The organism is Candidatus Dadabacteria bacterium (assembly GCA_026708565.1).
Lineage (GTDB): Bacteria > Desulfobacterota_D > UBA1144 > Nemesobacterales > Mycalebacteriaceae > Mycalebacterium.
Map to the genome: position 1 here is coordinate 14,601 of JAPOUR010000049.1, position 12,762 is coordinate 27,362.

Sequence of the window (12,762 nt, forward strand, 5' to 3'; positions counted from 1 at the left end):
GGTTACGTTTCCGCGGGAACTTCAGATTTTTCCTCTTTTACAACAGGTATTGGAGGAACGGGTTCCTCTTCGGAATCAATGCCGATGTCTCTGTAGAGGCTAAGCCCGGTGCCGGCCGGTATTATCCTGCCGATGATAACATTCTCTTTCAATCCCTTGAGTTTATCTTCTTTGCCTTCACATGCGGCCTCGGTCAGTATCTTGGTGGTTTCCTGAAAAGATGCCGCCGAAAGCCAGCTTTCTGTGCTCAGAGACGAGCGGGTTATTCCCAAAAGCAGGGGCTCGGCCGTTGCCGGCTTGCCGCCGTCTTTCTCAACCTCGGAGTTTTCTTTATGGAAGAGGGTTTTCGTTACCGCCTCGCCGGGAAGCATGGTGGTGTCTCCGGGATCTTTAATTTTGACCCTCCTGAGCATTTGCCTGACAATAACCTCTATGTGTTTGTCGTTTATCCTGACGCCCTGAATTTTGTAAACCGCCTGAATTTCATTGACGAGAAACTCGCTGAGCGCCTTCTCTCCCTTAATCTTCAAAATGTCGTGGGGGTTTTCATCGCCATCCACGATCTTTTCACCGGACATTATGAAGTCATCCTCACGGACAAGGACATGCTCCCCTCTGGGAACAATGTATTCCTTTTTCTCCCCGACCTCCGGCTGGACGAATACGCGCCTCTTGCCTTTGTAGTCATCGCCGAATGACACATGGCCGTCTATCTCGCTTACAATGGCGAGGTCTTTGGGAATGCGCGCTTCAAACAGTTCCGCAACCCGTGGCAGACCGCCGGTTATGTCCTTGGTTTTCGCGGTTTCTTTCGGGATCTTGGCAATAATGTCTCCCAGCCCGACTTGCTCGCCGTCATTTCTTTCAATGATGGCGCCCGTGGGCAAATCCTCTGATTGCGGAGCCGGTTTGCCCTCAATCTCTATTCCGGGTTTAAGTTTGGTGTTCTTTGACTCAATCACAACTTTCTCAAGCATTCCGGTAACCTCGTCCGCCTGCTCTTTGAAGGTTATGCCTATTTCAAGGTCTTTCCATCTGACAAGTCCTGAGGTCTCGGAAATTATCGGGGTGGTGTAAGGGTCCCATTCCGCAAGAAGGGTTTTTTCCTCAACCTTGTCGCCGTCTTTGACCTTCAGCCTCGCTCCCAACTCAAGTTTGTGGTTCTCCCTTTCGTAGCCCTTGGAGTCCACAACCGATATGCGGCTGTTTCTGTTTGTAATCACAAGTTCGCCGCTGCCGGTCATGACTGTTTTCAGTTTGGATGTCTTTATCACGCCCGCATGGTTGCACTCAAGAGTATGCTCCATGGCGCTCTGGCTCGCCGCGCCGCCTATGTGAAATGTCCGCATGGTGAGCTGAGTTCCGGGCTCTCCGATTGACTGCGCCGCCATAATGCCGACCGCTTCCCCTATTTCCACAAGTTTCCCCGTTGAAAGGTTTCTTCCATAGCAAAGGCGGCAGATACCCTCTTCGGCATCGCAAGTGAGAACGGAGCGAATCTTAACTTCGCTTATGCCGCTTTCATTGATTTTGTCCGCAATTTCATTGCCTATTTCATGACCCGCCTTCACTATCAACTCGCCTGTTTCCGGATCTTTCAGGTCGTCAACCGCCACTCTGCCTAAAACCCTGTCTCCCACGGGCTCTTTTACCTTCCCCCCTTCAACGCGGTTTGTATAAAGCAGTCCCTCAATGGTTCTGCAATCCTCTTCGGTGACTATTATGTCGTGCGCCACATCTATGAGCTTTCTCGTGAGGTGCCCGGCGTTTGCCGTCTTGAGGGCTGTGTCCGCCAGACCTTTACGGGCTCCGTGGGTTGAGATGAAGTAGTCCATAACCTTCATTCCTTCCCTGAAGTTTGAGGTTATGGGCTTCTCTATAATAGTTCCGTCAGGTTTTGCCATGAGGCCCCTCATTCCGGCAAGCTGCCTGACCTGAGTTTTACTGCCGCGCGCTCCCGAATCTATCATCATATATATGGGATTGGAACTGGGTCCCTGCTTCTCCGCGCCGTCTTCGCCGGTTACGGTTTCAAATTTGATGTTTTCCATCATCTCGTCAGCGACTTCGTCACTGGTTTTTGACCATATATCCACGATCTTGTTGTAGCGCTCGCCATCTGTGATAAGCCCCTGAGAATACTGCTCCTGAACCTTCATCTCATCCTGCCGCGCCCTTTCCACCAACCGCTCCTTGCTGTCCGGAATGTGCATGTCGTTAATGGATATTGAGATGCCTGACTTCGTGGCGTACTTGAATCCGAGCGTTCGTATCCGGTCGGCCATAATTACCGTCTCTTTTCCGCCGTTTTTCCTGAAGCAGGTGTCCACAAGGCTTTCCACTTCCTGCTTGGTCATGGGCTTGTTGATAAGTTCAAACGGAATGGTCTTGGGGATGGCTTCGTGGTAGAGAATCACTCTGCCGGTTGTTGTCTCAACAACCTCATCGTTAATTTTTATCTTTATGCGCGCATGAATTCCTATATGGCCGAAGTTGTATGCCATTATCGCCTCTTCGGGAGAGGAGAGAAATTTGTCTTCGCCCTTGCTGTGGACCGAGTCCTTGGTCATGTAATAAATTCCCAGCACCATGTCCTGGGTCGGCAGAATAACGGGCTTGCCGTGAGCGGGAGACAATATGTTATTTGTGGACATGACAAGCGCGCGACACTCCGCCTGCGCCTCAATGGACAGAGGGACGTGAACCGCCATCTGGTCTCCGTCAAAATCGGCGTTATAGGCGGGGCAGACCAGCGGGTGAACCCTGATGGACCTGTCCTCCACAAGCACCGGTTCAAATGCCTGTATGCTCAATTTGTGAAGGGTGGGAGCACGGTTAAGCATAACCATGTGCTCTTTAATAACATCGTCAAGGGCGTCCCACACAACCGGCACGCCGGTTTCAACAAACCTTTTGGCTATTTTGATGGTGGGCGCTATGGGAGTTCCGTCCTTGTTTTTCCACTCCTGAAGTTTCTGGTAAATGAACGGCCTGAAAAGTTCAAGAGCCATCTGCTTGGGTAAACCGCACTGATGAAGTTTCAGGTCCGGGCCGACGGTGATGACGGAACGCCCGGAGTAGTCAACTCTCTTTCCGAGAAGGTTTTGGCGAAACCGGCCGCTTTTACCCTTTATGATGTCGGTCAGACTCTTGAGCGGGCGGTGGTTGTGTCCTAAAACGGGGCTTCCCCTTCTTCCGTTCTCAAACAGCGCGTCCACCGCTTCCTGAAGCATCCTCTTTTCGTTTCTGACGATGATGTCAGGGGCGTCCAGATCCATCAGCCTTCTCAGCCTGTTGTTTCTGTTGATAATTCTTCTGTAGAGAACATTCAAGTCCGAAGTGGCGAAACGCCCCCCGTGCGGAACAAGCGGCCGCAAGTCCGGCGGCAGAACGGGAATGGTTGTAAGCACCATCCACTCCGGGCGGTTTTTTGATTTGCGGAACGCTTCGCATATCTTGCGCCTCTTCGCTATTTTTGCTTTCTTGAGAGGAGATGCCGACTCCTGCATTTCAGTTTTAAGTTCTTCCGAGAGCGCGTTCAAATCAATGCTCTTCAGCATTTCATAAACGGCCTCCGCTCCCATTCCGTAGGTGTAGTCCGTTGAAAAACTTTCGTCCGCCTTTAAGAGGGTTTCCGTTTCATCCGTCCTGAAGGTGGAGTTTTTGACCCTTTTGGCAAGTTCATCACCGGCTTTTTTCAATTCCTCGCGCGCGCCGTCAAACTTTTTGTATTCCCCCTGAAGATGCGGCGGGACTTCCTCGCTCTGTGCCTGCGCCTTCTTGAGTTCGGCCGCCAGCTGCTTCCACTCTCTGCGCATATCCGCATGCTCTTTTCCTTTCAGAAGAGCGTCTCGCGCTACGCGAACCTTTTCACCGGGGTCAGAGACGGCATTGAAGGCATCTTGTATTTTCTTGTTGCTTTCGGGCATCTGCTGAAGACCCAAATCCTTATACGCTCCTGAGAACCGGCTTTCAAACCGCTCCTTTGCGGCGGCAAGAGTCCCTTCGGCCTTTTTAACTTTGTTTGCGGAATCGGTGTCGGCAGACTGCGCAACTTGCGCCTCGTAAGCGGATTGATGTTTTTGAAAGTTCCTTCTGGCGGTAAGAAAGTTGTAAACGGCGCGCTTTATCTCATGCTCGGCGACACCGGTTTTGCCCGCCATAACGCCTTGCAGGGAGAACTTTGCCGACACTTCGGCGGGAACCAGCATCTTATACCAGTAGTCTTTAACCAGAGACATCTGCTCATAACTCATCAACATCCCCGCAAGACGCTCCCCGTCCTCCTGAGTTTCAATCCCGGAAAGTATGTCATCCGGCACGGGGGTAAGCGAGGAAATCGTGTATTCGGCCTCCCTCAGTTTGGAAAGTTCCTCGTCCGTGAGTGTCATACCCATCTTCAGGGAAGACTTGCCGGGGTTGATAACCACGTGAGACTCGTAGTAGAGAACCCTGTCAAGGTCTCTGAGACTCATATCAAGAATCATCCCGATGCGGCTGGGGGTGCTACGCAAAAACCAGATGTGAACAACCGGCGAGGCGAGGTCTATGTGCGCCATTCTTTCCCTGCGGAGTTTTGAGGTGGTAACCTCAACGCCGCACTTCTCGCACACGATGCCCCTGTGTTTGAGCCGCTTGTATTTTCCGCACGCGCACTCGTAGTCTTTCACCGGACCAAAAATTTTGGGGCAGAACAACCCGTTCTTTTCAGGTTTGAATGTCCGGTAGTTAATAGTCTCGGGCTTTTTCACCTCTCCGTGAGACCAAGACCGTATGGCATCGGGTGACGCTATTGATATCTGGACTCCCGAGTAATTGTCTTCGGACTTGCTTGTTATGATGTCTTCAAAATCCATTGTTTTCCCCGCCTTATCCGGCTGCGCCCAAAGCGCTATCCTCTCCGCTTTCATCGGAGGTTAAATCTATTTGCAACCCAAGTGACTGAAGTTCCTTTCTGAGAACATTGAAGGACTCCGGAAGCCCCGGCTCAAGCGACATTTTGCCCTCAACGATTGACGCAAACATCTTTGTCCTGCCGTTCACATCATCTGATTTAACAGTGAGAAACTCCTGAAGCGTGTGAGCCGCCCCGTATGCCTCAAGCGCCCACACTTCCATTTCCCCAAGCCTCTGCCCGCCGAAATGCGCCTTTCCGCCGAGCGGCTGTTGAGTTACAAGAGAGTAAGGCCCTATTGAGCGCGCGTGTATCTTCTCCTCAACAAGGTGATGGAGTTTAAGCATATACATGACCCCGACAGTCACTTTCTGGTCAAAAGGCTCGCCCGTGAGGCCGTCAAACAAAATAGTTTTCCCGTCATCGTCCAGCCCCGCCAGTTCCATAAACTCTTTTATTTCATCCTCATTGGCGCCGTCAAAAACCGGGGAAGCCACCGGAATTCCCTCCTTCAGAGAGGCGATAAAATTACGGGATTGTTCTTCGGTCAACTTGTCTATAAAAGAGGCGTCTTTTCCCCTTCCTCCGTAAACCTTTTTCAGTTTGCTCTTTATCGCGTCCGCGCCATAGTTTTCCTCAATGTATTCGTTCAACTGCCTGCCTATCTCTTTGCTCGCAAGACCCAGATGAGTCTCCAGAACCTGTCCCACATTCATTCTTGAAGGCACGCCGAGCGGGTTGAGAACCATGTCAACCGGAGTTCCGTCCTCCATGTAGGGCATATCCTCCTGCGGAAGGATTTTTGATATGACGCCTTTGTTTCCGTGCCTGCCCGCCATCTTGTCTCCAACCTGAAGGTTCATCTTGACAGCCACATACACCTTGACAGTTTTCAGCACGCTCGGAGGAAGATCATCCTTCTGCTCAAGTTTTCTCTTCTTATCCTCGTATTTCAGCCGGAGGTCTTCCACTTCTTTCTTCGCGGAGGCCACTATCTCTTCAATGCGTTTCTTTAGACCCGCCTCTTCCGCTTTTATCTCTTTGATGTCATCAAGGGCAAGTTGCCGGAGAGATTCAGCCGTGAAGGGGTCGCCCTTTGGTATGATTTTTTCACCCTTCTTCACAATGTCCGCAACCGCCTTTTTGCCCTTCAGGAGTGATGCTATGTCCTCGCGCGCGCTATGTTCCAGAATGTCAGACTCGTATTGCATCTCCCTCTTTATTTTCTCTATTTCTTTTATTTCAATCTCTTTCGCCCTCGCGCTTTTCTCTTCCACGGAGCGCGAGGTGAGAACCTTCACGTCTATGACCGTGCCCGCTATTGAAGAATGGCTTTTGAGAGATGTGTCCTTTACGTCTCTTGCCTTGTCCCCGAATATGGCGCGCAGAAGTTTTTCTTCCTGTGAGAGTTGCATTTCCCCCTTGGGTGATATTTTCCCTACCAGTATGTCGCCCATATTCACCGTGGCGCCGACCCGTATTATTCCGCTTTCATCCAGATTTCTGAGCGCGTCTTCGCCCACATTGGGAATGTCGCGCGTTATTTCTTCCCTTCCGAGTTTGGTTTCCCTCGCCTGACATTCAAATTCTTCTATGTGAACCGAGGTGAACACATTGTCCTTTACAACCCTCTCACTAATAAGAATGGCATCTTCAAAGTTGTATCCGCCCCACGGCATGAACGCCACCACCACATTCTGTCCGAGCGCAAGTTCCCCGTTTTTGGTTGAGGGGCCGTCCGCTATGACCTGACCTTTTTTGACTTTCTGTCCCTTTGAAACTATCGGAGTCTGATTCCAGCAGGTTCCCTGATTGGATTTACGGAACTTTATCATTTTGTATACGTCAACGCCGAGGTTGGAAGACTTGTCTGATTTGGCGACCGATTTATTATTTTTCACCACAATAACTTCGGCGTCCGAATGGATGACCTCGCCGTCGGCCCCGGCGATTACCGCCACGCCCGAGTCTCTGGCGACAGACGCCTCAAGGCCCGTTCCCACAAGCGGGGGTACAGCCCTTATAAGCGGGGCGGCCTGCCTCTGCATGTTTGAACCCATAAGCGCCCTGTTGGCGTCATCATGCTCAAGGAACGGTATCAGAGACGCGGATATGGAAACCAACTGCGAGGGAGAAACATCCATATGCGTTACCCTGTCTTTTTCCACCATTTTTATCTCGCCCTCGGAGCGGGATGAAACGAAGTCAAGAACAAACTCCCCTTTTTCATTGAGAGGGGCATTCGCCTGGGCAATCACTATGTCTTTCTCTTCCTCCTCAAGGGCGCTCATTCTTACTATTTGATTGGTTACTCTTCCATTTTCCACCACCCTGTAAGGGGCTCTGATAAAGCCGTAACTGTCTATCTCCGCATAGGTGCTTATGCTTGAAATAAGACCGATGTTCGGCCCCTCGGGAGTCTCAACCGGGCAGATGCGCCCGTAGTGTGAAGAGTGGACATCCCTGACCGCGAAACCGGCTCTTTCTCTCGTCAGCCCCTTGGGGCCCAGAGCGCTGAGCCGCCTCTTGTGCGTAATTTCAGAAAGCGGGTTGGTCTGGTCCATAAACTGGGAAAGCTGGCCGGTTTTGAAAAAGTCTTTCACTATGGTGTCAACCACTTTGGGAACAACAATCTCTCTGGGCATTTTGTTCTCAATGCTCTGGTAGCCGATTCTTTCTCTGACCGAGCGCGCGAACCGCTCAAGGCCGCTGTAGAAAGTTTCCTCTATAAGTTCTCCAACCGTCTTTACTCTGCGGTTACCCAGATGATCAATGTCGTCCGCCGATCTTTGCCCGCCTTTGAGTTCCAGAAGGTATGTGAGCGCCTGTATGATGTCTTCTCTGGTAAGCACAAGAATGCCTTCATCCACATTGTGTTTGAGTTTATAGTTGAGTTTTTTCCTTCCGACTTGCGAGAGCCTGTATTTTGAGGAGTTAAAGAACATGTCCGTAAAGAATGTTCTTGCGGCCTCTCTGCTGGGCGGGTCGGTTGGTCGGAACTTTCTGTATATTTCTGTAATCGCCCCGTGGCAGAAGGTTTCGGTTTCCGCTCCTATTTTCTCAAAACCGCTTCTGAGACTTTCCACATCATTATCGGTCAAATCTTCCACTACAAAATGGTCTTCATTTTCTGAAACTTTGTCTTTCGGCAGGTCGGACAAAGGTTTGAGGAGGTCGCTCTTTTTTGCTTTTCCCTGTTTGATTATCATGTCAAAGGTGTTGTTTATCAGGGTTCCGTAGACCCTCTTTTCTTCAAGAAGGGTTCCCGCAACCGATGAGGAAACGGAGATGTCATCCATATAGTAGAAAGATATTGAGTCCGCGGAGTTGTCCCTCAAATCCTGAATGGTTTTTTCCGTAATTGTCTCCCCGAAGACGGCAATAACTTCTCCGCTACTACTATTTATGACGGTTTCGGCGCATACTTTGCCGATGATGTCATCATCGCTTTCCAGCGGAACAGCATCTATCTTGAGGCTCGCCAGTTTTTCCACCGTCCGCGCGGTGAACTTCCTTCCTTTTTTAACCACAATGTCAGAGCCTTTTTTAATGTCGGCTGAGCTCTTTTGATAGATTATTGTTTCGGGATTTATCTTCTTTGAAATACCGCCGCCGTCTTTATCAAAGATGACGGTCTCAATTTTGTAGAAAAGATTGAGAATGTCTCTTTCCGTATAGCCGAGAGCCTTCAAAAACAGAGTGGCCAGAAACCTTTTCCTGCGGTCAATTCGGACGTTAAGAAAGTTCTTTGAATCAAAGTCAAAATCCAGCCACCGCCCGTCTTGAGGAATAATTTTTGCCACGGCGGACTCTTTTGCAGAAGAGTGAGACTGGTCTCCCGTATTGGGTCCGTCAAAAAGCACTCCCGGAGAACGGTGTATCTGATTTACAATAACCCTTTCGGCTCCCCCTATAATGAACGAACCGTTATCCGTCATCTTGGGAATCTCACCGAAGTAGACATCCTGCTCCGCAATGTCCCTTATTTCGTTTCCGTCCTCCTCTTCCCACACTATGAGGCGCAGGGTCACATACAGGGAAACCGTATAATCGTAGCCCTTGAGCCTGCACTCCGTCTCGTCAAACTTTGGTTGCCGGTCATATATCTCATGTCCGTTGCCGTCTTTTACGGGTTTGCCGTCTTCATCAACAATGCGCTGCCCCAGACTGTAGTGAACAAATTCAAGGGAGGTTCTCTCTCCGTAGTTCTCTATGGGGAATATGGCGCTGAACACGGCTTGAAGGCCGTGGTTGTCTCTTGCGGCCCTCTTCTCCGGCGGAACATCTTCCTGAAGAAACCGTTTATAGGATTCCGTCTGAACATTCAGAAGATTCGGAATGTCCAGAATGGGCGGAATTTTAGAGAAGGTCTTTCTCTTTTTTGTGTTGTCAACAGTCTGAAAACTCAATATACAGTCACCCTGTGCGACACTCCCGCGCGCACTGCGATAAGCGGCGGACACGGCAAGCCGCAAGTTGCGAATAAAACATCACCGCGCAACAAGTCAGCCAATCTCAACCGTGGCACCGGCCTCTTCAAACTTCTTCTTTGCCTCTTCAGCTTCGTCTTTCTTCAGGCCTTCCTTGATAAGTTTCGGAGCGCCCTCAACAAGTTCTTTGGACTCTTTAAGCCCGAGGGAAGTCACTTCTCTGACAACTTTGATAACCTGAATTTTGTTTGCGCCCGCTTCCTTGAGGGTAACGCCGAACTCGGTTTTCTCCGCGCCACCGGCGGCTTCCTCTCCTCCCTGAGCGCCTGCCGCAGGGGCGGCCGCCATGGCAACCTGAGGAGCCGCTTTAATGTCAAACTTCTCCTCTATTTCCTTGATTAGTTCGGAGATCTCCATCATGCTCGCCTTTTCAAGGTAGGTAAGCACCTCTTGTCTTGTTAAATCAGCCATCGCTGTTTTCCTCCTTTGGATTTTCGTTGTCCGAAGACTGTTCTTTTTCCTCTGTCTCGCTTGCGGGAGACTTGTCTTCCGCCACCTCTTCCGCCGGGGACTCCGCCGCCGACTTTTCTTCTTCACCGCCCGAAGGGGTTTCCTCCGCCGCGCCCTCAGGCGACAACTCTCCGCCCTTTGTCTGTTTCAAAGCCTCAAGAGCGTATAGGAACTTAGAGTTTACCTGATTTAGCATATTTGCAAAGTTTGAAAGCGGGGTCGCAAGAGTGGAAGCGAACATTGAGACGAGCGCCTGTCTGGAAGGCAGTTTTGATATCTTCTCAATTTCCGCCGCATCGCACACCTGCCCGTCAACGATTCCCCCTTTGATGAGCATGTTTTCAAACTTTTTACGCGCCTGCACAAACACCTTCGCGGTCGCCGGAGCCTCCTGCCCGCATATCGCAATCGCCGTGGGCCCGCTGAAAAGATCTTTTATCTTCTCAATCTCCGTTCCTTTACACGCCTTGAGCAGGAGCTTGTTTTTGATGATTCGCAACTCGGCGCTGGTGTCTCTGACTTCTTTTCTGACCTCTTGCATGGTCTTCACATCAAGCCCTCTGTATTCAATGACAAGAACTGAGACCTGCCCGCCAAAGATGCCGACCATCTCATTTATTATTTTCTCTTTTTCCTCTCTGCTCTGCATTGCCTTACATTCCGCCCTCAAAACCCTTAACCGCTTCCCTGACGCTTGAAAGGTCAATGTTTACCGAGGGGCCCATTGTGTTTGACACGCTCACCTTTCTGAAAAAATCCCCTTTTGAAGACTGCGGTTTCATTTTGCGGAGCCACGAGAGAACAAACACCATGTTCTCCCTTATCTTCTGGGCGTCAAAGGAACTCCTGCCGACCTGGGCATGAATAACGCTGCCTTTGTCGTTTTTGATCTCAACTCTTCCGCTTTTTGACTCTTTCACCACTTTGGCCACATCGTTTGTTACCGTTCCCATTTTCGGAGCCGGCATAAGCCCCCGGGGGCCAAGAAATTTCCCAAGTTTTCCCACTTCGGCCATCACGTCCGGCGTTGCTATGGCGACGTCAAACTCAAGCCAGTGTTCATTTTCTATCTTGTCAAGCATATCCTGAAAGCCCGCATAGTCCGCTCCCGCCTCTTTTGCTTCGGCGGCTTTTTCATCCTTGGCAAACACCAGAACCCTGAGGTCTTTGCCTGTGCCGTGAGGCAAAACAAGCGACCCTCTTATCTGCTGGTCCGCCTGTTTGGGGTCAATACCCAGTTTGACAGCTATGTCCACTGATTCGTCAAACTTTGCCGAGCGCGTTTGCTTTATAATCTCCACCGCCTCGTCAACACTGCTTGAGGAGCTTTTTTCAATCTTTTCGTAAAGCCCCCTGTATCTTTTTCCTCTTGTTGCCACCGGGTTTACTCCACATCAATCCCCATGCTCATCGCGCTACCGATGATTATGTTTCGCGCCGCTTTGAGGTCGTTGGCGTTGAGGTCCTGCATCTTCTTCTCCGCTATCTCGTCAATCTGTTTCATACTCACCTTGCCGACTTTCACTCTGGGAACATTGGACGAACCCTTCTGTATTTTCGCCGCCTTCTTGAGAAAATACGAAACCGGCGGGGCTTTTATCTCAAGTGAGAAGCTCTTGTCTTTGTAAACTGTTATTACAACCGGAAGCAGCCCCTCTTTCTCTGATGTTTCAGCATTAAAGGCTTTACAGAACTCCATTATGTTGATGCCCTTCTGTCCAAGCGCGGGGCTTATCTGGGGCGAAGGCGCCGCCTTGCCCGCCGGAACCAGCAACTTCAGGTAGCCGTCTATTTCCTTTGCTCCCTTCATACTACATTTGCTCCACTTGGTTAAAGTCCAGTTCTATGGAGGTCGCCCTGCCAAGTATGCTTACGGAAACGAGAACTTTTTCCTTCTCTATGTTGATTTCCTGAATCACCCCGGAAAGATTGACAAACGGCCCCTCCACCACCTTGACTGTCTCCCCCGTGTCAAAGGAGACACTGACCTTGGGTTTGAGGGTTCCCTTCTGAATCTGGCTCTTGAGGCTTTTTACCTCTTCTTCGTTTATCGCGGTTATGGATGACGGGTTTACCCTTCCGGCGCCCATATCTTCACCCACAAAACCGTTTACCCGGGGCACGTCCCGTATAAAGTGCCATGTTTGCTCGTTCATCTCCATGTTCACAAGCACATAGCCGGGGAAGAACATCTTTTCAGAGGTTTTCTTCTTCCCTCCCTTCTTTGCCTCAACAAGGGTTTCAACCGGGAGCAAAACCTCGCCCACCGGCACTTTATTGCCATGAGCCTTCACTTTGCTTTCTATAAAGTCCTTCACTTTTTTCTCATACCCTGTGGTAACCTGCACCACATACCATTTCTTTTCGTTTGACGCCATCCTTTTTCCCGTTGCTCAAAAGCTACACCAGTATCAGGCGAATCAGGTTGGAGAACACATAGTCCGCGACCGCAATCACAACAGTAAAAAGAACTGACACCAGAAGCACAATCGCAGTTGACTTCACGGTGCTTTCACGATTAGGCCACGAGATCTTCCAGAACTCGCCCTCAACATCCTTAAAATACTGAACCGCTTTTCTCACGTAACCGCCCAACTTTTCATCCGCCTTTCAGGACCATCTCATCAACAGGGCAGGAGGGACTCGAACCCCCAACCGACGGTTTTGGAGACCGCTGCTCTGCCAAATTGAGCTACTGCCCTAACTACTCAATAATTCCCGTAACGACACCCGCGCCCACCGTCTTGCCGCCCTCGCGGATTGCAAAACGCAACTGCTCATCCATCGCCACCGGCGCTATCAACTCCACCTCCATGTTCACATTGTCGCCCGGCATCACCATCTCCACCCCTTCGGGTAACTTCACCGAACCTGTAACATCCGTCGTCCTGAAGTAAAACTGCGGACGGTAACCGGGGAAAAACGGCG

9 protein-coding genes and 1 tRNA gene are annotated in these 12,762 nt (G+C 50.5%); all 10 read right to left on the bottom strand.

All coding sequences use genetic code 11. The annotated features are described in order from the left end of the window. Positions 1–2: 2 nt before the first annotated feature. Entirely contained in the window at positions 3–4,856 is a 4,854-nt protein-coding gene (gene rpoC, locus OXF42_06160; protein MCY4047667.1) for a DNA-directed RNA polymerase subunit beta', read from the bottom strand. A gap of 13 nt (positions 4,857–4,869) precedes the next feature. After that, positions 4,870–9,303, bottom strand: coding sequence for a DNA-directed RNA polymerase subunit beta (rpoB, locus tag OXF42_06165; GenBank protein MCY4047668.1), 4,434 nt, complete (start codon positions 9,301–9,303; stop codon positions 4,870–4,872). A 96-nt stretch (positions 9,304–9,399) separates the two neighbouring features. Beyond that, complete coding sequence (gene rplL / locus OXF42_06170; GenBank protein MCY4047669.1) at positions 9,400–9,795, bottom strand: 50S ribosomal protein L7/L12; 396 nt, start codon at positions 9,793–9,795, stop codon at positions 9,400–9,402. After that, on the bottom strand, positions 9,788–10,483 hold the full coding sequence (rplJ, locus tag OXF42_06175; protein ID MCY4047670.1) for a 50S ribosomal protein L10: 696 nt from the start codon (positions 10,481–10,483) through the stop codon (positions 9,788–9,790). Before rplJ ends, rplL begins: the two co-directional genes overlap by 8 nt. Positions 10,484–10,487: 4 nt before the next feature. Beyond that, a complete protein-coding gene (gene rplA / locus OXF42_06180; GenBank protein MCY4047671.1) occupies positions 10,488–11,213 on the bottom strand; it encodes a 50S ribosomal protein L1 in 726 nt (241 codons plus the stop codon). A gap of 5 nt (positions 11,214–11,218) precedes the next feature. After that, positions 11,219–11,644, bottom strand: a complete 426-nt coding sequence (gene rplK / locus OXF42_06185) for a 50S ribosomal protein L11 (GenBank protein ID MCY4047672.1) — start codon at positions 11,642–11,644, stop codon at positions 11,219–11,221. Between the two features lies 1 nt (position 11,645). Further along, a complete protein-coding gene (gene nusG, locus OXF42_06190) occupies positions 11,646–12,212 on the bottom strand; it encodes a transcription termination/antitermination protein NusG (protein MCY4047673.1) in 567 nt (188 codons plus the stop codon). Between the two features lie 22 nt (positions 12,213–12,234). Continuing rightward, complete coding sequence (gene secE / locus OXF42_06195) at positions 12,235–12,417, bottom strand: preprotein translocase subunit SecE (protein ID MCY4047674.1); 183 nt, start codon at positions 12,415–12,417, stop codon at positions 12,235–12,237. Positions 12,418–12,462: 45 nt separating this feature from the next. Next, positions 12,463–12,536: transfer RNA gene (locus OXF42_06200), tRNA-Trp, on the bottom strand. Positions 12,537–12,538: 2 nt separating this feature from the next. Then, on the bottom strand, positions 12,539–12,762 hold a 224-nt coding region (gene tuf, locus OXF42_06205; GenBank protein ID MCY4047675.1), incomplete at its 5' end, for an elongation factor Tu.